General features: G+C 70.7%; 20 protein-coding genes. 9 read left to right on the top strand and 11 right to left on the bottom strand.

Going from position 1 to position 22,315, the window contains the following annotated elements:
- Window positions 1–147: 147 nt before the first annotated feature.
- Entirely contained in the window at window positions 148–1,008 is an 861-nt protein-coding gene (gene folP / locus ACH5AC_RS02610) for a dihydropteroate synthase (protein WP_398859732.1), read from the top strand.
- A 146-nt stretch (window positions 1,009–1,154) separates the two neighbouring features.
- On the opposite strand, the gene ACH5AC_RS02605 is transcribed toward folP, so the two are convergent.
- Together ACH5AC_RS02605 and dapE are read right to left on the bottom strand one after the other, a co-directional pair.
- Window positions 1,155–1,919 carry a TIGR00730 family Rossman fold protein gene (locus ACH5AC_RS02605; RefSeq protein WP_398859731.1) on the bottom strand — a complete coding sequence of 255 codons (765 nt, stop codon included), beginning with the start codon at window positions 1,917–1,919 and terminating at the stop codon, window positions 1,155–1,157.
- A gap of 103 nt (window positions 1,920–2,022) precedes the next feature.
- Complete coding sequence (gene dapE, locus ACH5AC_RS02600; protein ID WP_398859730.1) at window positions 2,023–3,102, bottom strand: succinyl-diaminopimelate desuccinylase; 1,080 nt, start codon at window positions 3,100–3,102, stop codon at window positions 2,023–2,025.
- A gap of 168 nt (window positions 3,103–3,270) precedes the next feature.
- On the opposite strand from dapE, the gene ACH5AC_RS02595 reads away from it, so the two are divergent.
- Window positions 3,271–4,176 (top strand): heavy metal transporter, encoded by a 906-nt coding sequence (locus tag ACH5AC_RS02595; RefSeq protein ID WP_398859728.1) that lies wholly within the window; start codon window positions 3,271–3,273, stop codon window positions 4,174–4,176.
- Between the two features lie 278 nt (window positions 4,177–4,454).
- Complete coding sequence (locus ACH5AC_RS02590) at window positions 4,455–4,937, top strand: ATP-binding protein (RefSeq protein WP_398859727.1); 483 nt, start codon at window positions 4,455–4,457, stop codon at window positions 4,935–4,937.
- Window positions 4,938–5,004: 67 nt separating this feature from the next.
- On the opposite strand, the gene ACH5AC_RS02585 is transcribed toward ACH5AC_RS02590, so the two are convergent.
- Complete coding sequence (locus tag ACH5AC_RS02585; RefSeq protein ID WP_398859725.1) at window positions 5,005–6,096, bottom strand: bifunctional succinyldiaminopimelate transaminase/glutamate-prephenate aminotransferase; 1,092 nt, start codon at window positions 6,094–6,096, stop codon at window positions 5,005–5,007.
- A 186-nt stretch (window positions 6,097–6,282) separates the two neighbouring features.
- Window positions 6,283–6,603 (bottom strand): ferredoxin, encoded by a 321-nt coding sequence (fdxA, locus tag ACH5AC_RS02580; protein WP_014674796.1) that lies wholly within the window; start codon window positions 6,601–6,603, stop codon window positions 6,283–6,285.
- 141 nt (window positions 6,604–6,744) lie between these two features.
- Here fdxA and ACH5AC_RS02575 point away from each other — a divergent pair, with 141 nt between their 5' ends.
- Window positions 6,745–7,833 (top strand): GNAT family N-acetyltransferase, encoded by a 1,089-nt coding sequence (locus ACH5AC_RS02575; RefSeq protein ID WP_398860059.1) that lies wholly within the window; start codon window positions 6,745–6,747, stop codon window positions 7,831–7,833.
- A gap of 17 nt (window positions 7,834–7,850) precedes the next feature.
- Window positions 7,851–8,705 (top strand): tetratricopeptide repeat protein, encoded by an 855-nt coding sequence (locus ACH5AC_RS02570; RefSeq protein WP_398859724.1) that lies wholly within the window; start codon window positions 7,851–7,853, stop codon window positions 8,703–8,705.
- Window positions 8,706–8,741: 36 nt separating this feature from the next.
- On the opposite strand, the gene ACH5AC_RS02565 is transcribed toward ACH5AC_RS02570, so the two are convergent.
- The 4 genes from ACH5AC_RS02565 to ACH5AC_RS02550 all read right to left on the bottom strand — a co-directional run bounded on the left by ACH5AC_RS02565 (window position 8,742) and on the right by ACH5AC_RS02550 (window position 13,303).
- The gene (locus tag ACH5AC_RS02565) at window positions 8,742–11,129 is read right to left on the bottom strand and encodes a hypothetical protein (protein ID WP_398859723.1); all 2,388 of its coding nucleotides are present in this window, start codon (window positions 11,127–11,129) and stop codon (window positions 8,742–8,744) included.
- Window positions 11,130–11,322: 193 nt separating this feature from the next.
- Complete coding sequence (locus ACH5AC_RS02560; RefSeq protein ID WP_398859722.1) at window positions 11,323–11,733, bottom strand: DUF6113 family protein; 411 nt, start codon at window positions 11,731–11,733, stop codon at window positions 11,323–11,325.
- Complete coding sequence (gene mshB / locus ACH5AC_RS02555; protein ID WP_398859721.1) at window positions 11,733–12,587, bottom strand: N-acetyl-1-D-myo-inositol-2-amino-2-deoxy-alpha-D-glucopyranoside deacetylase; 855 nt, start codon at window positions 12,585–12,587, stop codon at window positions 11,733–11,735. Before mshB ends, ACH5AC_RS02560 begins: the two co-directional genes overlap by 1 nt.
- 53 nt (window positions 12,588–12,640) lie before the next feature.
- On the bottom strand, window positions 12,641–13,303 hold the full coding sequence (locus ACH5AC_RS02550; protein WP_398859720.1) for a hypothetical protein: 663 nt from the start codon (window positions 13,301–13,303) through the stop codon (window positions 12,641–12,643).
- A 273-nt stretch (window positions 13,304–13,576) separates the two neighbouring features.
- Here ACH5AC_RS02550 and ACH5AC_RS02545 point away from each other — a divergent pair, with 273 nt between their 5' ends.
- Window positions 13,577–13,876, top strand: coding sequence for an NIPSNAP family protein (locus ACH5AC_RS02545; RefSeq protein ID WP_398859719.1), 300 nt, complete (start codon window positions 13,577–13,579; stop codon window positions 13,874–13,876).
- 12 nt (window positions 13,877–13,888) lie between these two features.
- On the opposite strand, the gene ACH5AC_RS02540 is transcribed toward ACH5AC_RS02545, so the two are convergent.
- The 3 genes from ACH5AC_RS02540 to ACH5AC_RS02530 all read right to left on the bottom strand — a co-directional run bounded on the left by ACH5AC_RS02540 (window position 13,889) and on the right by ACH5AC_RS02530 (window position 18,684).
- Window positions 13,889–17,440 (bottom strand): AAA family ATPase, encoded by a 3,552-nt coding sequence (locus tag ACH5AC_RS02540; protein ID WP_398859718.1) that lies wholly within the window; start codon window positions 17,438–17,440, stop codon window positions 13,889–13,891.
- A gap of 499 nt (window positions 17,441–17,939) precedes the next feature.
- Window positions 17,940–18,284, bottom strand: coding sequence for a hypothetical protein (locus ACH5AC_RS02535; protein WP_398859717.1), 345 nt, complete (start codon window positions 18,282–18,284; stop codon window positions 17,940–17,942).
- A gap of 229 nt (window positions 18,285–18,513) precedes the next feature.
- The gene (locus ACH5AC_RS02530; protein ID WP_398859716.1) at window positions 18,514–18,684 is read right to left on the bottom strand and encodes a hypothetical protein; all 171 of its coding nucleotides are present in this window, start codon (window positions 18,682–18,684) and stop codon (window positions 18,514–18,516) included.
- A 362-nt stretch (window positions 18,685–19,046) separates the two neighbouring features.
- Between ACH5AC_RS02530 and ACH5AC_RS02525 the strand changes: the two genes are divergently transcribed.
- The 3 genes from ACH5AC_RS02525 (at window position 19,047) to ACH5AC_RS02515 (ending at window position 22,308) form a co-directional block, all read left to right on the top strand.
- Window positions 19,047–19,277 carry a GntR family transcriptional regulator gene (locus tag ACH5AC_RS02525; RefSeq protein ID WP_398859715.1) on the top strand — a complete coding sequence of 77 codons (231 nt, stop codon included), beginning with the start codon at window positions 19,047–19,049 and terminating at the stop codon, window positions 19,275–19,277.
- Window positions 19,278–19,543: 266 nt separating this feature from the next.
- A complete protein-coding gene (locus ACH5AC_RS02520) occupies window positions 19,544–19,948 on the top strand; it encodes a DUF6507 family protein (RefSeq protein ID WP_398859714.1) in 405 nt (134 codons plus the stop codon).
- Window positions 19,945–22,308: a hypothetical protein gene (locus ACH5AC_RS02515; RefSeq protein ID WP_398859713.1), complete on the top strand. Its 2,364-nt coding sequence runs from the start codon at window positions 19,945–19,947 to the stop codon at window positions 22,306–22,308. The genes ACH5AC_RS02520 and ACH5AC_RS02515 overlap by 4 nt, the downstream gene beginning before the upstream one ends.
- Window positions 22,309–22,315: the final 7 nt, after the last annotated feature.

Genomic DNA, 22,315 nt, shown 5'->3' with positions numbered 1-22,315 from the left:
CTGGTGGTTCCTCACGCTCGGTGGGCCGCGCATCGGCCGCACGTCGGATGTGTCTGGCTCCGATCGTGCCATGCGGGTGTGACAGTTAGGGTCGCAGGCGGCGGATGTCCGCGACGCAGCAGGTCGTACAGGGAGAGGTCACAGGGGATGCTCAGGCTGGGCAGGCGTGAATTCGGCGCGCACGAGCCGGTGATCATGGCGATCGTCAACCGGACCCCGGACTCCTTCTACGACCAGGGCGCGACCTTCCGCGACGAGCCCGCCCTCGCGCGCGTGGAGCTGGCGGTGGCCGAGGGCGCGGCGATCATCGACATCGGCGGGGTGAAGGCGGGGCCGGGCGAGGAGGTCACCGCCGAGGAGGAGGCGCGGCGGACCGTCGGGTTCGTCGCGGAGGTGCGGCGGCGGTTCCCGGACGTCGTGATCAGCGTGGACACCTGGCGTGCGGAGGTCGGGGAGGCGGTGTGCGAGGCCGGGGCGGATCTGCTGAACGACGCGTGGGGTGGGGTGGATCCCGGGCTGGCGGAGGTCGCTGCGCGGTACCGGGTGGGGCTGGTGTGCACCCACGCGGGGGGTTCGGAGCCTCGTACGCGGCCGCACCGGGTGACGTACGACGATGTCATGGCCGACATCCTGCGGGTGACCGTGGGGCTGGCCGAGCGGGCGGTGGCGCTCGGGGTGCCTCGGGAGTCGGTGCTGATCGATCCGGGGCATGACTTCGGGAAGAACACGCGGCACAGTCTTGAGGCGACTCGGCGGCTCGGGGAGATGGTGGAGACGGGGTGGCCGGTGCTGGTGTCGTTGTCCAACAAGGACTTTGTCGGGGAGACGTTGGACCGGCCGGTCAAGGAGCGGGTGATCGGGACGTTGGCGACGACGGCTGTGTCGGCGTGGCTCGGGGCGCGGGTGTACCGGGTGCATGAGGTGGCGGAGACGCGGCAGGTGCTCGACATGGTGGCGTCGATCGCGGGGTGGCGTCCGCCGGCCGTCGCACGTCGGGGGCTCGCGTAGGTCTCCGCCGAGGCACCAGGGGGCTCTGCCCCCTGGACCCCCGGGCCTATGCCCACCCACCACCCGTTTCCAGTGGGTCGAAAGCGCCGGGAGCACCGGCACGCCTTTGGCCTCGGTTTTCCCACTGGGAACGGGGGCGGGTCACGTCAGCGGGCTGCCTCCTTCGACACCAGGGCCACTGCCTCGTCCACGTCGTCGGTCACGTGGAAGAGCAGCAGGTCTCTCTCCGACGCCTTGCCCTGGGCGACCAGCGTGTTGCGGAGCCAGTCGACCAGGCCGCTCCAGTACTCCGTGCCGAAGAGGACGATGGGGAAGCGCGTGACCTTCTGGGTCTGGACGAGCGTGAGGGCCTCGAAGAGTTCGTCGAGGGTGCCGAGACCGCCGGGCAGGACCACGAAACCCTGCGCGTACTTGACGAACATCATCTTGCGGACGAAGAAGTAGCGGAAGTTCAGCCCGATGTCGACGTACGGGTTCAGCCCCTGCTCGAAGGGCAGCTCGATGCCGAGGCCGACGGAGGTCCCGCCCGCCTCGCAGGCGCCCTTGTTGGCCGCCTCCATCGCGCCGGGGCCGCCGCCCGTGATGACGGCCCAGCCGGCCGCCACCAGGCCCCGGCCGAGCCGGACGCCCGCCTCGTACTCCGGCGAGTCCACCGGCGTACGGGCCGATCCGAACACGCTGATGGCGGGCGGGAGTTCGGCGAGGGTGCCGAAACCCTCGATGAACTCCGACTGGATGCGCAGGACGCGCCAGGGGTCGGTGTGGACCCAGTCCGAGGGGCCGCCCACGTCGAGCAGGCGCTGGTCGGTCGTGCTCATCTGGATCTGGCCGCGTCGTCGGAGCACCGGTCCCAGGCGCTGTTCCTCCGGCCGCCGCTCGTGCGTCCCCTCGGGGTTGCCGGTCGTCGCCATATGCGCTCCCTCCGCTTGCAGGTGTATCCACCTCAGCGTAGATCGCCGCTGGTTACGGGCGGGGGACTTCGGCGTGTCCGCCGTACGGCACCATCGGCGCCGACTACGCCGTGAGCCAGTCCCGCAGGCGCTCCTCGGTCGCCAGGATCTTCGCCGTCTCGACCCGCTCGTCGCGCCGGTGCGCCAAGTGCGGGTTGCCGGGGCCGTAGTTGACCGCCGGGATGCCGAGGGCGGCGAAGCGGGAGACGTCGGTCCAGCCGTACTTGGGCTGCGGGGTGCCGCCCACCGCCTCGATGAAGGCGGCCGCCGCCGGGTGGGACAGGCCGGGCAGCGCGCCACCGCTGTGGTCGTCGACCAGGAACTCCTCGACGCCGCAGTCCGCGAACACCTCGCGGACGTGGTCGATCGCCTCCTGCTCGCTCCGGTCGGGCGCGTAACGGAAGTTGACGGTGACGACGCAGGCGTCCGGGATGACGTTGCCGGCCACGCCGCCGGAGATGCGCACCGCGTTGAGGCCCTCGCGGTACTGCAGGCCGTCGATCACCGGGTTGCGCGGTTCGTAGGCGGCGAGGCGGGCCAGGATCGGGGCGGCGGTGTGGATCGCGTTGGAGCCCATCCAGCCGCGGGCGGAGTGGGCGCGCTCGCCCTTGGTCTTCAGCAGCACCCGGAGGGTGCCCTGGCAGCCGCCCTCCACCTGGCCGTCCGAGGGCTCGAGGAGCACCGCGAAGTCGCCCTCCAGCCACTCGGGGTGGTACTCGGCGACGTGCTTGAGACCGTTCAGCTCGGCGGCGACCTCCTCGTTGTCGTAGAAGACGAAGGTCAGGTCGCGGTTGGGGGCGGGGACGGTGGCCGCGATGCGCAGCTGCACGGCGACGCCGGACTTCATGTCGCAGGTGCCGCAGCCCCACAGCACGCCGTCGTCGTCCAGCCGCGAGGGGACGTTCTCCGCGATCGGGACGGTGTCGATGTGGCCGGCCAGGATCACGCGCTCCGCCCGCCCGAGGTTCGTACGGGCCACGATGTTGTTGCCGTAGCGGTCGACCGTGAGGTGCGGCAGGGCGCGCAGGGCGGTCTCGATCGCGTCCGCGAGCGGCTTCTCGCTGCCGCTCTCGGAGGGGAAGTCGACGAGGCGCGCGGTGACGGCGGCGGCGTCCAGCGTGAGGTCAAGCGAGGTGTCGGCCATGCCGTCGACCCTAACCCGGCACGTGAGCGCGGGTGCGATCGCCCGTTTTCAAACAGGCTTCCCATGGGCCTCCTGCGTTTCCGTACTCTCCAGTACCTTGTACGCGTGCCAGCGCCGTCCCCCTCCGCCAAGCGTCGTGGCCGCCCCCTTCGTGTCGGGGCGGGCCTCATGGTTCTGCTCGCCGTCGCGGGCTATCTCGTGGTGCAGTACGTCACCGCGGGGGCCGGCGACCCTGGGTGCAGGGTCTTCTCGGGCGACGGGAAGGGGGCGTCGTACGAGTTCTCGCCGGAGCAGGCGGTGAACGCGGCGACGATCGCCGCCGTCGGCACCAACCGGGGCATGCCCGAGCGGGCCGTGACCATCGCGCTCGCGACCGCGCTCCAGGAGTCGGGGCTGCGCAACATCGAGTACGGCGACCGGGACTCGCTCGGTCTGTTCCAGCAGCGGCCGTCGCAGGGCTGGGGCACCGAGCAGCAGGTCATGGACCCGTCGTACGCGGCGAACATCTTCTACGAGCATCTCGCGAAGGTCCCCGACTACACCGAGCTGCCGCTCACCGTCGCCGCGCAGCGGGTGCAGCGCAGTGGTTTCCCGGACGCGTACGCCAAGCACGAGCCGGACGCCACACTGCTCGCCGCCGCGCTCACCGGGCGGTCGGCGGCCACGCTGACCTGCGGCGGGCGTCCCGTCGTCGACGCGGCGGCCACCGGTCCGCAGGCGGTGCGGGACGCGGCGGTACGGGACTTCGGGAGTGCGGTGCTCCAGTCGGCGGGCACGGCGGTGAGTGAGGCGTCGCCGAGCGCTTCGGCCGCCGCCGAGCGCAGCGGCGGGCGGACCGTGACGCTGCCGGTGCCGGACGGCACGGGGGCCGACGGGCGCGGTGCCCGCGAGCGCGGCTGGCAGCTCGCCCACTGGGCGGTGGCCAACGCGTCGGCGCTGCGCATCGAGCGGGTGTCGTACGAGGGTCGCGAGTGGGTCGCCGGGACCACGGACAGCCGGTGGCGCTCCACCGGGTCCGGTGGAGCGGGTGCGGCCGGTGCGGCGAGCGGGGTCCGGGTCGTCACCGGTCAGTAGTACGGGGATTCCCCCGCAGGAGTTGTGCGGGGAGCGCTCCTGCTGCCGTGTGACCGGGTTTTCGCGAGGTCGTCGCGGTGTGCGGCGGAAGCCTTGAAAACAAAGGGCTCCGAGGGTTTGGCGGACTTTCACACCGGACGGCCTTTGTCCCTCTTTATCCGCAGCCGATAATGCGACGCATTACTAACTCTTTACGTTGTGGATCCGCAACCTTCGCGGGGAGTCGAGCGGTAGTCATGGCGCACGTGTTCCACATCCTCTCCCGTCGAAGGAGCAACATGACCCTCCCCCTGACCCGCCGGATCGCCCGTGCCGCGCTGATCGTCGCTGCCGGAGCGGCTGCCGGGGTCGGTGCGGCCGGCGCCGCAAACGCGGCCCCCGAACTGCCCGGCACCGAGAACCTCGGTGGGCTCAGCACGCTCGACGCGGCGAACGTCGGCACCACCGTCGACGGGGCCACGCAGAGCACCACGGGTGTCGTGACCGAGACCGGTGGCAAGGCGGTGAAGCAGTCCGGCAAGGCGGTGAAGCAGGCCGACAAGACGCTGGACCAGTCCGGCAAGACCGCCGACAAGGCCGTGAAGAAGGCGACGCCCGCGGCGCAGAAGACGGCCGGTGAGGCGGCCGGGTCCGCGGGGGACGTCCTCGGGGACACGACCAGGACCGCGACGAAGGGTGGGCTGCCGACGGACTCGCTCACCAAGGGTGGCGGGCTGCCGGGGGCTGAGACGCTGCCGGTGAAGAGCCTGCCGCTCGGCTAGTCCCGTACGGGGTTCTCGGGGACGGGGTCCAGGGGTTTCTCCTGGGCCCCGTTTCCCTGTGCAGCGGTTACAGGCGTTCCACGGCCGCCGCCACCCTCTCGTCCGTCGCCGTCAGGGCCACGCGTACGAAGTTCTCGCCCGCCGTGCCGTAGAAGTCGCCGGGGGCGACCAGGATGCCCCGGTCGGCGAGGTGGGCCACGGTGGTCCAGCAGGACTCGTCCCGCGTGGCCCACAGGTAGAGGCTGGCCTCGCTGTGCTCGATACGGAAGCCGTGCTTCAGCAGGGCGTCGCGCAGGAGGGTGCGGCGGGCGGCGTAGCGTGCGCGCTGTTCGTGGACGTGGGTGTCGTCGGAGAGGGCCGCGACGACGGCGGCCTGGGTCGGCGCGGAGGTCATCATGCCGCCGTGCTTGCGGATCTCCAGGAGAGGGCCGAGGACCGCCGGGTCGCCGGCCAGGAAGGCCGCCCGGTAGCCGGCCAGGTTGGACCGCTTGGAGAGCGAGTGGACCGAGACGATCCCCTCATAGGAGCCGCCGTTGATGTCCGGGTGCAGGACCGAGAGCGGGTCGGCCTCCCAGCCCAGCTCGATGTAGCACTCGTCGGAGAAGAGCAGGATGCCGTGCTCACGGGCCCAGGCGACCGTGCGGCGCAGCTCGTCGGCGCCGAGCACCCGGCCCGTCGGGTTGGACGGCGAGTTCAGCCAGAGCAGCCGCAGGCCCGTGGGGTCCAGCTCGGTCGGGTCGTCGTAGACCACGTGGTCCGCGCGGGCGAGCCGCGCGCCGACCTCGTAGGTCGGGTAGGCCAGGCGCGGGTGGGCCACCCTGTCGCCGGGGCCGAGGCCCAGCTGGGTGGGGAGCCAGGCGACCAGCTCCTTGGAGCCCACGATGGGGAGTACATGCCTGTGCGTCACCCCGCGGGCGCCCAGGCGGCGCTCCAGCCAGCCCGTGATCGCGTCCCGCAGCGCCGGGGTGCCCCAGACCGTCGGATAGCCCGGGGAGTCCGCGGCGTCGATCAGGGCCTTCTGGATCAGCTCGGGAACCGGGTCGACCGGGGTGCCGACGGAGAGGTCGACGATGCCGTCCGGGTGCGCGGCGGCGGTCTTCTTGTACGGCTCCAGCTTGTCCCAGGGGAAGGCCGGAAGGCGGTCGGAGACTGCGGACACGGGAATCTCGCTCACTTTCTTGGTACGCCCAGGAGCGTCCTGGCACCCCGGGTGCGTCCTGGTACCCCAGGTGCGTCCTGGAACCCCGGGTGCGGAAAACGCCTCGGTCCCGTACGGCGGCCGCACGATCGGGGTGATCGAGGCCGTACGGGACCGAGGCGACGCGTCGCGCGGGCCGCTTGCGGGTTACTCGCCCTGCGGCGGCAGCGCCGCCACGAACGGGTGGTCACGCTCGATCAGGCCCAGCTTGCTGGCACCGCCCGGGGAGCCGAGCTCGTCGAAGAACTCGACGTTCGCCTTGTAGTAGTCCTTCCACTCCTCCGGCACGTCGTCCTCGTAGAAGATCGCCTCGACCGGGCAGACCGGTTCACAGGCACCGCAGTCGACGCATTCGTCCGGGTGGATGTACAAGGACCGCTGGCCCTCGTAGATGCAGTCGACCGGGCACTCCTCGATGCACGCCTTGTCCTTCACGTCGACACAAGGCTGCGCGATGACGTAGGTCACGCTGTCGTTCCTCCTCGATAGGGCGCTGGCGGGCCTCCCACAGGCCCCGCCGCCTGGCGCGCGGGAGCGCGGCGTCGTCGATGCCCGCCCCTAGTATCTCCGTTCCTGGGCATGATCCGAACAGGAGGGGTGGACCGACCTGTGGAAATCTCGGCCGCTGGACGCCTCGAGGTCCGTATCACCGCTGCTGACGTGGGCAAACGCGTCTCCGTACGGCGGCTGAACAAGGGTGACGTCACGGAGGGGAAATTCACTGACACGGTGGGGGTTCTCACATCATGGGATGACCGTGTGCTGGTGATCACACGCAAGGACGGGGAGGCCGTCCGGATCGACGAGTCCTCACTCGTCGCCGGGAAGGTGGTGCCCGCCGCGCCCGCTCGACGCCGGGGCCCCGCCGCGTCGTACGAGGAGCTGGCGCACGTCTCCACGCGCGCGTGGCGGCCGCTGGAGAGCGAGCGGCTCGGTGAGTGGGAGCTGCGGGCCGCCGCCGGATTCACCCGGCGCGCCAACTCCGTGCTGCCGCTGGGCGACCCGGGGATGCCGCTCGACGACGCCCTGGACGCCGTACGACGCTGGTACGGCGCGCGCGGACTGCCGGCCTACGTGCAGACCGCGACCGGTGCCCGGGGCACCCAGGAGCTGCTGTGCGCGGAGCTGGAGCGGCGGGGTTGGGTGCGGGAGGTGACCGCCGAACTGTGGGTCGGGGCACTGGCGCCGGTGGCCGACCGGGGTGAGCCTGGTGGTGTGGTGCTGGCGCGGGAGGCCGACGAGGGATGGCTCGCGCGGTACCAGCGCAAGGGGGTGAGCGAGGTGGCCTTGAGGGTCTTGGGCAGCGGGGCTTCGGTGTGGTTCGCGTCCGTGCCGGATGCCGGGGGCGGGGCTCCGGCCGCCATCGGGCGGTGTGTGGTGGACGGGCGGTGGGCCGGGTTCGCGGCCGTGGAGGTCGATCCGGCGCAGCGGCGGCGGGGGCTGGCCACGGCCGTCATGGCCGCGCTGGCCCGGCGGGCGCTCGACGAGGGGGCGTCGGCGGCGTGGCTGCAGGTGGAGGAGGACAACGCGGGGGCGCGGGCGCTGTATGCCGGGATGGGATTCGGCGCGCATCACGCGTACCACCACTACCGGGAGCCGACCGGCGGTTCCGCTTCCGGTTCCGACTCCGGCTCCGGCCCCGGTTCCGACTCCGGCTCCGGCTCCGATCCGGTTTCCGGCCCGCGTCGATCGGCGTGAGGGGGCACGAGCCAGCCATGCGTCGTATGCCCTCTCCCCCCTCGCCCGAGCGCTCGGGCGATCTGCGACGGCGGTTCGCCGAGGAGGCGCGGTCCGAGCGGCCCGATCTGGCCATGTTGTGCCTGCTGCTGGGCGCGACGGCGGACGGGACGCTGGACGAGGCCGGTCTGGACGCGGCGCAGATGGAGCTGGACCGGCTGGCCGGCGAGGTGCCGTACCGGCCGGGCGGACCGCACGCCTGGGCCGTGGCGCTGCGGGAGCTGCTCGGGGAGCGGTACGGGTTCCGCGGCAGTGCCGCGGACTACGAGCGGCTGGAGTCCTCGCTGCTGCACTCCGTGCTGACCAGGCGGCGCGGGCTGCCGATCCTGCTGTCGGTGGTGTGGCTGGAGGTCGCGCGGCGGGCCGGGGCGCCGGTGTACGGGGTGGCGCTGCCGGGGCACTTCGTCGTCGGGTTCGGTCCGCAGGGCGAGCAGGTGCTGGCCGATCCGTTCGACGGCGGGCGGGTGCTGACCGGGTCGGACGCGGAGATGCTGGTGGTGGGGGCGACGGGGGCGCCGCTGGACCGGTCGATGCTGGTACCGGCGGATCCGCTGGAGGTGGTGCTGCGGATCCTGAACAACGTACGGGCGTGGGCCTCGGCCCGGCCGGAGCGGGCGGATGTCGCGCTGTGGGCGGTGGAGCTGGCGCTGCTGGTGCCGTCGCACCCGGCTCGGTTGCGGTACGAGCGGGGGCAGGTGCTCGTGCAGCGGGGCGACTTCGTCGAGGGGGCCGAGGCGATGGAGGAGTACGCGGATCTGGTGGAGGTCGTGGACGAGGCGCTGGCGGAGAAGGTGCGGGCGCAGGCGCGGGGCGCTCGCGCGCTGCTCAACTGAGGGAGGGGGCGCCTGGGCGCCCCCTCGGTGTGCTTCTCAGCTCGGGTCGGTCTCGATGACCGCGACGCGGTTCGTCGTGCTCGTCAGGGCCGGGCGCAGGGCGCTGATGACGTCCTGGACGGTGACGGGGGTCTTCTGGCCGGTGCCCCGGGTGATCAGGACGCCGTCGAAGGTGCCGCCGTAGAGCTCCTTCAGCGCGGCCTCGTCGTAGCTGTCGACGAGCTTGCCGTCGACGGCCTTGACCTGGAGGAACTTCCAGAGGGATTTCGCCGGGCTGAAGGAGATCTCCTGCCCGGTCTCGGCGCGCAGCGTGACCTTGGCGGACATCGCCGGCTCGGCGAACTCCTTCATCATGCGGTCGACCTCGGCGTTGGAGACCGTGGGCTCCTTGGTGGTGGTCGGGACCTGCACGGGGGTGCTGGTGCCGGTCTCCACCTGGGTGCGGTACGCCGCCTCGACCGCGCCGGTGGCGGCGCTCGCGTCGATGCCCTTGCCCGCCTTGCCGTAGACGGCGACGGCCTTGCCGGACTCGAACCTGATCGTGCCGTCCACGGCCGATCCGGCGCCGCCCGCGGCGGCCTGGAGGGCCGCCTGCAGCTTCTCCTCGTCGACCGGCATCGCGGGCTCGACCTCGCGCTTCTGGCCGAACAGCGAGCCGACCACCGAGACGGGGTTGTAGTCGCTCTTGGCGGCCGCGTCGACGGTCGCCTGCATGTCGAACTGCAGGCCCGCCTGGTCCGGCTTGAGGGTGACGGTGTCACCGTCGACGGACAGCTTCAGCGCCTGGCCGACCCGCTCGTCGAAGGCGTCGTTGAGCTTCTTGACGGCGTCGTCGCGGGTGCCGCCGCCGATGTCGACACCCAGCACGGTGGTGCCCTTGGGCACGTCGGAGTGGTTCATCAGCAGGCCGGCGCCGTAGACACCGGCGGCGGCGACGACCAGCACACCGCCGAGCAGGACCAGCTTGCTGCGGCCCTTCTTGTTCTTCTTCTGCTGCGCCGCGGATGTGTCCGTCGCCGGCTTGGGCGCGGTCTGCTGCCGCGGACCGCCGGCCGGGGACGTGCCCGGGCCGCTCGGGGCGCCGAGGGAAGCGCCCGGGGCGGCGCCGGACGGGGGTACGACCGGGATGCCGCTGGTGACGGTGTGCCCGGAGACGTTGTCGGGGCGGGGGAAGCCGCCGTTCGGGCCGGGCTCGGGGGCCGGCTTCTGCGGGGTGAGGATCGCGGTGTCGTCGCTCAGGCCGCCGCCGGGGAGCGGGGCGCCGGGGACACCCCCGGGGGCACCCTGGCGGGCCGGGGCGCCCGGGCCCGCGGGTCCGGGCGGCCGTGTGTCGCCCGTGGCTGGGGGCACCATCGGGCCGTCCCCGGTGACCGGGCCGGTGGTCGGTCCGGCCGGGCCGCGCCGGCCGCCGCCCTGGTTCTGGGGGCCGCCGTAGTCCTGGAAGTCCTCGTAGGCGCTGAAGTCCTCGTAGCCGGCCGGGGCGGCGTGGCCCTGACCGTTCGGCCCGTTCGCGCCGTTCAACCCGTTCGCGCTGTTCAGCCCGTTCGGCCCGTTCGGCGCGGAGCCGTACGCGGGGCGGCCGCCCGGGTTCTGGTGCGCGGCGTCCTCCGAGAAGTACGGCAGGTCGTCGCGGTTCGCCTCCGGGGCACCCGCCGCGGCGCCCGGGCGGGAGCTCGCGGTCAGCGCCTCGGTCACGTCGAAGGAGCCGGTGCCGCCGCCGTGCCCGGGGGCGACCGGGCCGCCGGTGGCGCCGCCGGGCAGACCGGCGCCGCCCTTGGCGCCCGTACCGCCACCCTTGGTGCCCGAACGGGGGCCGCCCGGCGCGGACATGGAGCCGACCACACCGCCGGGGCGCCCGGCCCCCGCGCCGGGACGCGGCGCGCCGGCCGCCGGACCGGCCGGGGAAGCGGAAGGAGTTGACGGCGCGGAGGGGGCCGCGGGCGCGGGCGCGCCCGAACCGCCGGGCATCCCTGCACCATTGGTGGAGCCGCTGCCCTGACCGCCCTTGTTCGCGGCGGACTTGCGGGGCGCGAACCAGTCGCTGGTCTTCTCCTCGGCCGCGGGCGCGCTCTCGGCCGCCGGCGGCCGGGGCGTCGCGGGCGCGGCCGTCGTCGCCCCGACGACGCCCATGGTGCCCGTGGTCTGCGCGTCGGTACCGGTGTCGTCCCCGGCGTTCCCCTCCGCGTCCCCTACGGGCTTGCGCACGACGACCGGCGGAATGGGCCGGGATCCGGGGATGTTGATGCGGATCCGGGTCGTCAGCGTGGTCTCGGTCTTGCGTTCCTCCGGCTGGGCGGCCGAACGGCCCGCGTCCGGACCGCCGTCGGACACCACAGGGGTTCCGTACGGCGGCGTGCCCGAGGGGTACGCGGCTCCGCCGCGCCCGTTGGGCCCGGAGGACGGACTGTCAGTTTCACGACTCAAGGCAGGTTCTCCAGGTTGGCTCCGCCGCCCGCCACGACCTCACATGGGGGGTGACCCAGCCTCGACCGGAGTCGTCGGCAGGGGGATGCTCGGCGGCGCGGTCCACCATACTGGCCACTTCTCGCCCGTATCCCATGACCGCCGGGGAAACCCACACGGGATACGCACGCTCACGCCGTGGCGAACCGGTACGTCACTTGCCAAGTCGGACTTCATCACCCATCGGTTGCCGCACCGGAGCGAGGGTGGCGCAGATCACAGCGAGGGCCATGCCGCCGAGCAGGAAGAGATAGGAGCCGCCTCCGACGCCGAACAGGAAGTCGCCCTCCGGGCGGGACGCGGTGAGCAGCATGACGGCGATCATCCAGCCGGCGGCGGGCGCGACGGCCCCGGCACGGCTGCCGAGCGCGCGGGCCCCACCGAGGAACAGCCCGGCGGAACCGGCGAACGCCAGCAGCAGCCCGCCGGGGAACCAGCCGGCCTGCACCAGCGCCCCGGCGGCGCCGGTGACCGCGCCGAGCAGGAAGAGGCCCAGAAGGGCAACGACCCGCCCGGCGGAGGGGGCGCGCAGCGGCTGGGCGAGCGAGGACCCGCGCTCGGACATCACACGGCCCCCTCGAACAGGTCGGTCTCACGGCTCCCGGGGCGCTCGCCGCGCACCAGCTCGTAGTACTCGGTGGCGAGGAGGGGCTGTGCCAGTTCGTTCGACAGCGCGAAGTACCGCTCCTCGGGGGCGACCTCGATCTGGGTGGCGTGCGCGCGCATGGCGGCGGCCTTGGCGGCGGCGTGGCCGCTGCCGTCGATCACGGTGGTGATCCGCTCGTCGTCGACGACCCCGGGTACGTCACCGACGACGGCACTCTTCCCGAAGGGCAGCCCGGGCAGCTCACCCTGAAGCCGCGCGAAGGCTTCCTCGACGACGGACCGCGGGGCGCGGTTCCAGTAGACCTTGGGGATGCTCCAGCCGGCCTCGGCGGCCAGCTGTGCAGCCCGCATGGCGACGCGATGGGCCTGGATGTGATCAGGGTGCCCATAGCCGCCGTTGTCGTCATACGTGACGAGCACCTGGGGCCGGATCTCCAGGATCACCTGAACCAGATGCCCGGCCGCCTCGTCGACATCGGCCCGCCAGAAGCAGGCCGGATCGTCATTGTCCGGGAGCCCCATCATCCCGGAGTCGCGGTACCGCCCGGCACCGCCGAGCAGCCGGAAGTCGTCGACCCCGACCTCCCGCATCGCGGCGCTGAGTTCGCCGAGTCGGAACTCCCCGAGAGCGGCACCGCTCAGATGCCGCAGCTCCGGCGGAATGACCTCCCCGAGCTCACCGAGCGTGCAGGTGACCAGGGTCACACGAGCACCCTCGGCCGCGTACTTGGCCATGGTCGCGCCGTTGTTGATCGACTCGTCGTCCGGGTGCGCGTGCACCAGGAGGAGACGCCGGGCGGGCAGTTCCGTCATGGGGCAAGCGTACGAGGAGGGGGCGGGGGGCGGCTCATCTCCCCGGCCGACCCTCACTCCTCCTCGTCGAGTACGTGGGCGATGGCGAGCGCGATGCGCTCGATCCAGTCGATGGCGTCGTTCACTGCGGCTTCGTCGATGGGGCGGCGCTGCGTGAGATCACCGTCAATCAGGTCGGCGTCGTGCGCGATCTTGTTGCGCCGCTGGGTGATCTCCAGATAACGACTGCGAAGCTTCTTCTCATTCAGGGAGGTACGCCCCTGGAAGAAGGTCTCGTTGATCCACCCGGCGGACAGGTACCACACCTTCCTGTCCGTGACGAGCTTGAGCACCTCTGAGATCTTTCCGGGGTGCTGAAGGGACTGCCCCGCGAGCTTGTCACGCAGGTGATCGACGACAGCCTCGGGTAGGGTGACGTCACCCCGCTGCACCGCCTCGACCCTGTGCAGCGGCAACTCGTAGACCCGTAGCTGGTACGGCATGTCCGGGCTGTCCTTCGCCGCCAGCTCGGCCACCCGGCGCAGAACCTCCTCGTGCAGCCAGTGATCAATGGCGGCGACCGCCTGGACCCAGGCCGCCCGATAGAAGTCGTCGATGTCGATCGTGGGCGACTTGAAGGGCGTCAGCATCCTGCCCGCTTCGACCATGCGCCGCGCGTACGACAGGTTCGCCATGAACGCCTCGAACTGACGCGTCTGCGGTCTGGGAACAGCCATGGGTGACTCCTGAACGACTCTCCGTCACGATCTCTACGCGAACGATTCCCGAGGCATACGGGGGTCAGTCAAGCCGGAAAAGCCAGTGCGGAATGACGTGGCCGATTTCAGGCCCTCAGGTTTCCGGATCACGTCCGTCCCGATGTGGGAGCGGAGAGCGGGCGATCCGATCCTGGCGGCAGACGAAGCGTCCTGTCAGGAAGTGACTGGGATCATGCGAGCCTCCACGCCGACTCATGGCCCCACGGCCGTCTGCTCGGAGAGGATGTGAGCATGCCGAAGACCACACAGTTGCGTACGTACACCGTCCGGGACGGTCTGCTCGACGAGTGGGTGGGGCGGTGGCGTGCGGAAATCGTGCCGCTGCGACTGGAGTTGGGGTTCACCATCGGAGGGGCCTGGGTTGACCGGGAGCACAACCAGTTCGTCTGGCTGATCTCGTACGAGGGCTCCGAGACCTTCGCCGAACGCAATGCGCTCTACTGGTCGTCTCCTCAGCGCAAAGCCATGGGGCTGAACCCGGACGACTACCTTGTTCGCACCGAAGACCGTACGGTCGAAGCGGTCTACTGATCACACCATCGCTCAGGGGGCGAGCGGCAGCAGATGCTGCCGCCGTTCCTCGGAAGTGAGGGTACGGAAGACTCTCCCCCGGGCGGTCGCCTCCAGCCGGTCATAGTCCGGTTCCGCCCGCCACACTCGTGCCGTTCCGTCGGCCGACCCTGTGAGCAGCCGCGTGCCGTCGGAGGACCAGGACACGGAGGTCACTTTGTCCTGGTGCACGCCGACGACGGCGATCTCCTCAAGGGTGGTGGCGGACCACACCCGTACGGTGCGGTCGTCGGCGCCCGTGGCGATGTACCGCCCGTCGGGTGACCAGGCCACGGCGCGAAGCCGTCCCTCATGCCCCTTGAGTACCTCGATGCGCCGCCCGGTGACGACGTCCCATACGGCGGCCGTCCAGTCACCGGAAGCGGTGGCGATCCTCGTCTCGTCCGGAGACCAGGCCGCATCCTCCACGTAGTTGTCGTGGCCGCGCAGCACCGTGAACTGCCGTCCCTCCCCGATGTCCCACAGTCGGCACGTACGGTCGTCGGAGCAGCTGGCGAGCAGCCGCCCACTCGGCGACCAGGCCACACGCCCCACCCAGTCCTGATGTTCCGTCAGTGCCAGTAGCTCGGTCCCGTCCTGTGCGGACAGGACACGCACGGCGCCATCATGGCCACCGGTGGCGATCCGACCGCCGTCCGCAGACCAGGCGCACCCCTGGACGACGTCGCCGCGGCGTTCGAACAGTGTTCCGCCGTGCCCGTCGACGACCCGGAACAGACCGTTGTTGCTGCTCAACGCGAGCCGTTCGCCCTGCGGAGACCAGGCGACGGCCCAGACCCGATCCTCCAGCTCCGTCACCGGACCGGCCTGGGCACCCGTGGTCGCATCCCACATGCGTACGGTGCCATCGTCCGAGGCGGTGGCGAAGCGGCCGCCATCGCCAGACCACGTTGCCTGGTTCACCGGGCCGCTGTGTCCATCGGCCAGTACGTCCTCGGCTCCACGCGGGCGCAGGTCCCACACCATGCTGGTGCCATCGGTGGAGCTGGTGGCCAGCATGGTCCCGCATGGTGCCCAGGTGACGCCCCACACGGTGTCGGTGTGGCCACGCAGCACAGCCAGTACCTTGGCGTCCTCGGTGCCGACGATGCGCACGGTGCGGTCGGACGAGGCGCTGGCCAGCCTCCGCCCGTCCGGCGACCAGGCCACGTTCCACACGTAGTCGGTGTGCCCGCGCAGCAACAGCCGCAGGTCGCCGGTGTCAGAGTCCCAGATGCGGGATGTGTGGTCTCCTGAGCCGGTGGCGATGTGCCGTCCGTCGGGTGACCAGGCGATGCCCTCGACGAAGTCCGAGTGCCCGGTGAGTGTGGTGGCCGCTGTCCTGGTTGCCAGGTCCCACACGATTGCGGTCTGGTCGTGTGCGGCGGAGGCGAGGCGATTGCCATCCGGCGACCAGGCCACGCCCCACACGTCCTCGCCGTGCCCATGCAGCTCGTGCACGAGTCGCCCACTGTCGGCGTCCCACACCCGTACGATCCGGTCCTTCGAGCTCGCCGCGACGTGCCTGCCGTCCGGTGACCAGGCCACCTGCCTGTTGAGGTCTCCGGCGCCCGTGAGAAGTCGGACCGGCTCCCCCGAGATGGCATCCCAGATCCGCACGACGCGGTCACGGCCGGCGGTTGCCACCCTTGCCGAGTCCGGTGACCAGGCGACGGACTCGACCATCACGCCCTCGCAGGGCAGTACCAGCAGTGTGCGTCCGGACGGCGCGTCGTGAACGCGGGCCGTGCCGTCCCTGGACGCCGTGGCCAGCATGCGTCCGTCGGGCGACCAGGCGATGTGCCGGACGGTGTCGGTGTGTCCGTCGAGCCGGGAACGGAGGTGACTCGCCGCCAGCGCGGCCATCAGCCCGCGCCTGGCCGAGGGGGTGGACGCGCACTCGCCGAGTGCGGCGAGGGAGAGCAGCAGGGAGCGTTCCGGTTCGCTCCCCGCGCTCTGGAGCACCTGGCGGCCGATACTGTCGGAGACCTGCTTCAGGAAGGTCAGGTCACGCCGCTGCGAGGACTCGACCAGCGCGCGGGCAGGTGCTGACGCCTGTCCGGACTCCTCCAGTGCTTCGAGCCAGCGCCGGGCCGCCGTGAGACGTTCCCCGGTGAGGAGGTAGTCGTCGCTGCGCCCGGCCCGCTCCCAGTCGGCCGCCCACCGCTCCAGCTCGGCGCGCTCACGCAGTCGTTCGGCTCGGGCCTCGACCTCCTGCCGCAGAGGAGCCCACTGGCGGAAGAGAGCCTCGTGCGTCACCTGTGCGTAGGGCTCCCTGCTGGTTGAGGAGTCGTCACCCGAGACGTCGGTACGCAGTAGCCGCGCCTCGACAAACGCGTCGACGACATGGCGATCCCGTTCATCGAGTTCGGACAGCGGCACCTTGCGGCGAGCCACGTCCTGGCCGTCGACGGTGACGAATCTGAGCAGGACGCGGAGGACGGAGCCGATGCCGATACCCGTGCCGAGGCCGGTCACCGTGATGTCCGCCTGGCGTGCCAATGCGCCCGATACCCCGCCGAGCCGCCGGTAAAGCTCCTCGGTCACCGTCTCTCCGGGGCCGGCGGCGAAGTACAACTCCTGAAGGAGGTAGGCGAGCAGCGGCAGAGCGTCGTCCGTCCCGGTCTCGCTCACGATGGTGTCGACGACCCCGGGCTCGAACCCGAGGCCGACGAGCGCGCCGGGGCGCTCCACGACTTCGGCGAGCTGTGCCCTGCCCAACGAACCAATGACGACGGGCTGCTGAAAGAGTTCCGCGTGTCCGGTGCCGAGGAGTCTGCCGAGCAGGTCCACTCGAAGGGTGGCCAGCACACGAATCGCCGGGTCCTGTTCCACGCACGTTTGCAGCGCTTCGAGGAACTGGGCACGTTCGCGCTCTCCGGCGAGGGTTACGAGTTCCTCGAACTGGTCGACCACGAGGAGTACTCGCCGGAACCTGCCTCCGCGCAGCCTGGACAACTCGGCGTGCAGCGCGTCTGGCCCGTGGCGCAGTCTGCGCAGTACGGCACTCGCCGATTCCTGCCCGTCGGCGAGCGCCGCCAGTGCTCCCGCGAGGGCACCCAAAGGGTTGGGACCAGGAGCGAAGGCCGGCACAACGGTCCAGCGGCGTTCCCGCAGCCGGGGCATTACCCCCGCCCTGACCAGCGAGGACTTTCCGCTCCCGGACGCCCCGACCAGCAGCAAGAACCTGTCCGCGGGTCGGGTCGCGGTGGTGTGCAGCCTGCGTGTCAGCTCGACCGCCTGCGCCTCCCGGCCGAAGTAGACGGGCGCCTCGTCCTCGCCGAACGCGTCGAGGCCCGGGTACGGAACCCGCTCACGCGGCCACTCGATCCGAGGCGGCGCGGGATTCTCCAGCCGGTAGGCGACGACCTGCCCGACCACCAAGGCCACGACAAGCAGCCCGATCGCCGGCACGGAGACCCGCTGAATCGCCTCCAGCACCCAGGGAACATCGTCGGTACTGGTCGCGTAGTTGGTGGCGATCCCGAGTAAGCAGGCGACCAGTGCGAGGATGATCTGAAGCGCGATCTGCAGACGGTTCTTCATCGCGCACCGCTCATGACCGCACCGCTACCCGCAAACACCACTCAGCCCCCGTTTCACCGGCCTCGAAACGCCGACGCCGTGCCCGCCGCCCAGCCCCCGTGGAGCATGGGGTGGGACGCTCATGACCATCTTCGGGGGCTACGACGGCAGCGTTCAACGGTGCACATGGGTTTCAGCCATGCAGACGCGCCACATTGTGTCGGTACCTCAGAGGCTCACGACCCACCGCTCTGGGGTAACCGCACGTCCGGCAGCCTCGGGGCCGCCCGCCCCTCGGAGGGCGGGCGGCCATCTGCGAGGGACCGCTACCGGCCGCGCGGGCCGTGGCCGGTCCGGCAACGCGGACAGCGGCACGGGGGCCACGCCAGGGACACCGGCGGGACGGTGACCGCACCGAACGTACGCGTCTCGGTCTGGTCGACCCGGCGCTGTTGCGCATCGAGACGGTAGGTGCTGAGGGTCAGCCGCGAGCGGCCCGGTTGGGGAGGGATTCCGGCGTTCAACGGGTGCCCTCCTCACCCGACGCGTCGAAGGCGTCTCGGCTGCACTGTCCGGCGTCCGGGTACACGTACGGCTGCTCCACGAGACGCTGCCCAGCGGGCAGTGTCGGTGACTGCTCCAGGCCGGTGCAGGAAATGTCCGCCCGGTTCACCCTTCCTCTCCCTCCGGTCGGCGCATGGCACAGGCAGGGGCAGCGGGCAACGAGGATCAGGCCCCGGCCGTGGGGCAGGGGGACGTCCTCGATCCGGCGGCATCGTGCGTGCAGGTCTCCGTAGCCGTCCTCGCGGGCGACCGCGCACTCGGCTGACAGCCGGGATGCGTCCACGGCACTGTGTGCGCTCACTGATCCTCACCCCCACTGTGGGCGGAGGGTAGGAAGGTGAGCACGTCTGGCACCTTCGGGAACAGCGGGGCGCAGTCGCGGCAGGCATATACCGTGAACCCAGGCCCGGTGTTCTGGTGCACTTCCGAGACTACGACCGGCACATCGGTGATCGCGCCACAGCGCACGCACATCCGGACCGGCGCCCGCCTCCGGCGCGGGGACGTCCCGGAATCTTCGCTCTGCCCGCTCACCTGGCCACCGCCTCATCGACGACCACATGCCGGTCACGGTCGATCCCGAAGTCGGTCCCGAGCCCAGCAGCCAGACGCCGCCGTCGCTGCCACAGCCGCTCACGCTCACGGTCGGCTTCAAGGACGTAGAGACGGGCCAGGCCCGCCTCGTACTCGTCGAGGGGCACGTCATGCCTGTACGGCGGCCGCTGAACGGGGCGCGACGGGGCGGCCGTATGGGACGCCTCCGGCCGTCCGGCGGATGCCGGTGCGGTGGATCGCGCACACGGCTGCGGCCCACCGTTGCCGCGCACGAACACACCCAGAGTCCACCGCACGATCGCGTGGATAATGCTCACCGTTATCAACCTCCATGGGGTTGGTGGCCACGCCCCTGGACGGCTCCACCCGTCGCAGGGGTCTTCTCCATTCCAACCATGCCATACCCTGACATGGCGCGATACGGCGTACTGACGATCGCTGGATCAAATCATGGCTGCCTACGCTGCGCTATATGGAGCTAGCGGACAATCGCCCCAGGTGGCGACAGGTGCACGAGATCATCACCGCCCGAATCAAAGACGGGACGTATCCGCCCGGCACGCGAGTGCCGAGCGTCGTGCAGCTCCAAGGTGAGTTCAATATCGCCAACGTGACTGCACAGAAGGTGCACCGGCAGCTGCGCGCGGACGGCTTGGTTTACACCGAGCCCGGGATGGGATCCTTCGTCGTTGACGCACTGCCGCCCATCGACGCTCCTACGGGCGGCGAGGCCGACTGACACGGCTGCACGAGCAGCGTTCCGTCAGCCGAGCCACTGTGAGTCTGGCCGCCAGTCTCCGGTCTGACTGCCTTCAGCCCCTCCTGTACCCCACTATGTTCCACCGCGTGAATCCAGCCAGCTGACCAGAGCCAGGCTGCGAGTTCACAGCCGCGTACGACAGAATGTTCGACGATTCACGGGACGCACGCGAGTCGCGAGCCGGGGGATGGATTGCCGCATGTCGGCCCCACGCCGCTGGCGCGTGCAGGACTTGGGGGAGCAGGGTGACGGGGTGGGACATAGACGTCGTCGGGGTGTACGGGGTTCTGTCGCAGTCGGGTGCGGAGGCGCGGAATCTGTCGGACACGGGTGTGGCGATGCAGGGGAATCTGGCGGAGGCGGCGTCGGCGGCGGGGACGATCACCAGCCAGTTGGGGCCGTATACGAGCACGGCGGGGCCGGTGGGTGCGGCGCTGGGTGAGTTCCTGCAGCGCTGGAGCCTTGATCTGCGGTACGTCGCAGAGCGTGCGTCGAGGTCGCTGAACGGGGCCGGTGAAGCGGTTGGCCATTACGTCCAGGGCGACTTGGCGATGGCGGCGACCGCGCAGGCGGAGGCGGCGAAGGAGCCGAGGCTGGATCTGCCGGGGGCGGGAGGCACTCCTGGTCTGCGGGCGGGGGCGCGGGAGTGAGCGGCGGGGCGGATCTGATCGACCCGGACGGGATACCGCACTTCATCGGGGACCTGTCCACGCTGGATATGGACGTGATGCTGCTGTCCGCGAACGCGGCGCAGTTCCGTGCCTCCGGCGGGAACGTGCACACCCTCTTCCAGGGGCTTGCCGCGTTCTACCGGGCCCCGGAAGCCCCGGACCTGTTCGCCACCACCCTGCCGGTGAAGACGAAGGCCGACGAGTTCGCCGGTGACCTGGAGCAGGTCGCCCAGGCCCTGTCGGACTACAGCTTCACAGTGCAGCCGCTGATCGAGAAGCTGGCGGTGCTGAAGGCGGACGCGACCGCCTTCGTCAACTCGGTCGCGGGGGACGGCGACTGGCGCAAGGACCAGGACAAGGTCGACCGCAACAACGAACTCTGGCGGGACGTCAACCACACCGTCGCCGCGTTCCAGGCCGCCGAACTCGCCTGCCACAACAAGATCACCGCGCTGGTCGGCGGCACGGTCCTGACCGTCGACGACGGTACGCACGGCCCGGACATGTACGGCTACCGCGCCGAGGACCTCGACCAGGCCGGCGCGACCCCGTGGGGTGCGCCGGTGGAGCGGGAGCGGGAGGGCGTGGACTGGCTGCTGCATGAGGGCAAGCAGGTCTGGGACGGCGTCTGGGAAGACGGCGTGATCGGCACCTACCACGGCCTGAAGACCCTGGTCGGCGGCGACGGCTGGGACGCGGCCGGCCAGGCGTGGAAGAGCCTGGCCCAGGTCGGCACCGCCTCCGTCCTCACCAGCGCCACGCTGGGCACCTGGTGGCTCGTCCCCGCCGACAAACTCCCCTCCTGGCTGCGCGACTCCCGCACCGCCTACAAGGAGACGGTGAAGGGCTTCGTCGCCTACGACCAGTGGCAGACCAACCCCTCCCGCGCCGCAGGTCACGTCAGCTTCAACGTCCTGACCACCATCGCCGGCACCGAAGGAGCCGGCGCGGCGGCCACCGCGGCGGGCAGGACCGGCGCCGGAGCCCGCGCCCTGTCCGCCGCGAGCAAGGTCGGCAAGGCCATCGACCCCTTCACCTACGTCGGCAAGGCGGGCGAGGTCGCCTTCGTCAAGGTCGGCGACACCTTCCGCGTCCTGAAGGACCTCCACTCCGGAGACGCCCTCAACCGGCTCCAGCAAGCCGACGCCCTGCGCCCCCCGAGGGTCCCGGACAACGCGATCCCCCTCCTCGACGAAGCCACCGGCAAGACCGTCTACCTCGTCGAGGAAGGCCACCTCCTCAACGCCGACGGCACCATCCACCAGTACAAGGACCAAGCCCCGGTAGAGAACTCGGCCGCCGAACGCGCCGTCCCGACAGAGGCGGGCGCCCGCCAACCGGAATTGGTGGGAGGTGCCCGCTCGACCGACGCCACTGCTCACGCCGGCGAAAGCCAGCCGGCGCCTCGGGCTGGCCACGACATCGCGGCAGACAGCGGTGGTACCTCTGGTTACACGGGCAGTACTCATTCGGAGTCGGGCACCGGGGCAGCTCACGACACCGGTTCCGGGGGTGGCTCCGACCACCCGGCGTCCGGGCACGCCGACGCAACGTCCGGACACGGCTCCCCGGGGAGCGATGAGATCAGGCCGGATGTGCATGGTGGTAACAGCGCAGGCGGCCCTTCGGGCGGTGGCGGCCCTGAGGGTCAGGCGCCACGCCAGGGCGAATCGGGTCCGATGGAACTGGGTGGCGAGGCGGAGCAGCGGCTGCGGGAGGGAATCCGGAGCATCCCGCGAAACACCATGAAACCCAAGGTGCTCGAGAGGATTGTAGCCAGATTGGGGGAGCATCCGTTCGGGAGTGAAATCGCCGAAATCATTAGCTCCGGCCATTTTTCCCAGTCGCCTGGCTTCAGGGAGCTGGTCTCCACTCTGGGCTCCGGTAACCTACACGCAGTTCCTCGTGCCGTCGATCAGCTTCGACTCGGCGAGCAGTTCCACAGAAGCGGCCTGCGTGATATCTCCTTCGAGCAGAAGAATGCGTCGATCAAGGCGGATATTGATGTCCGCGTCGTGGACGAGGCGGGAGAAAGCTGGGGGTATCAGCTAAAGCGTCTGGATAATCCGCGGAACCCGTTTGAGAACATTACGAAGGCGGACAATCTTGGTCAGCTATCGAAATCGAATGTCGACCAAAGGATCATGCTCGTGGATGCCCAAGGAACCATTGCTGAATGGGAAGCCAGGGGGATTCCGGAGGAACTTCTCCAGGTAAACCGAGGTGAGCACTCGGTCAAGAGTGAGAAGGGGCGTGGCATCCTGTTCGTGATCCGGCTGGAGGACGGAACGATCGTGATTCCACCGGGCTCCAAGGTCGACCCGCGAGGTGTTCTGTGATTACGAC

Origin of the sequence: Streptomyces sp. NPDC018693 (genome assembly GCF_044391385.1) — a bacterium.
Lineage (GTDB): Bacteria > Actinomycetota > Actinomycetes > Streptomycetales > Streptomycetaceae > Streptomyces.
Note: the sequence above shows the minus strand (reverse complement) of the source record. Positions and strands in the feature narration are given on the sequence as shown.

Excerpts from the sequence above, each read along its gene's own strand:
- folP (WP_398859732.1), top strand. The coding sequence starts at position 148 with ATGCTCAGGCTGGGCAGGCGTGAATTCGGCGCGCACGAGCCGGTGATC.
- ACH5AC_RS02605 (WP_398859731.1), bottom strand. The coding sequence starts at position 1,919 with ATGGCGACGACCGGCAACCCCGAGGGGACGCACGAGCGGCGGCCGGAG.
- dapE (WP_398859730.1), bottom strand. The coding sequence starts at position 3,102 with ATGGCCGACACCTCGCTTGACCTCACGCTGGACGCCGCCGCCGTCACC.
- ACH5AC_RS02595 (WP_398859728.1), top strand. The coding sequence starts at position 3,271 with ATGGTTCTGCTCGCCGTCGCGGGCTATCTCGTGGTGCAGTACGTCACC.
- ACH5AC_RS02590 (WP_398859727.1), top strand. The coding sequence starts at position 4,455 with ATGACCCTCCCCCTGACCCGCCGGATCGCCCGTGCCGCGCTGATCGTC.
- ACH5AC_RS02570 (WP_398859724.1), top strand. The coding sequence starts at position 7,851 with ATGCGTCGTATGCCCTCTCCCCCCTCGCCCGAGCGCTCGGGCGATCTG.
- ACH5AC_RS02560 (WP_398859722.1), bottom strand. The coding sequence starts at position 11,733 with ATGTCCGAGCGCGGGTCCTCGCTCGCCCAGCCGCTGCGCGCCCCCTCC.
- mshB (WP_398859721.1), bottom strand. The coding sequence starts at position 12,587 with ATGACGGAACTGCCCGCCCGGCGTCTCCTCCTGGTGCACGCGCACCCG.
- ACH5AC_RS02550 (WP_398859720.1), bottom strand. The coding sequence starts at position 13,303 with ATGGCTGTTCCCAGACCGCAGACGCGTCAGTTCGAGGCGTTCATGGCG.
- ACH5AC_RS02545 (WP_398859719.1), top strand. The coding sequence starts at position 13,577 with ATGCCGAAGACCACACAGTTGCGTACGTACACCGTCCGGGACGGTCTG.
- ACH5AC_RS02540 (WP_398859718.1), bottom strand. The coding sequence starts at position 17,440 with ATGAAGAACCGTCTGCAGATCGCGCTTCAGATCATCCTCGCACTGGTC.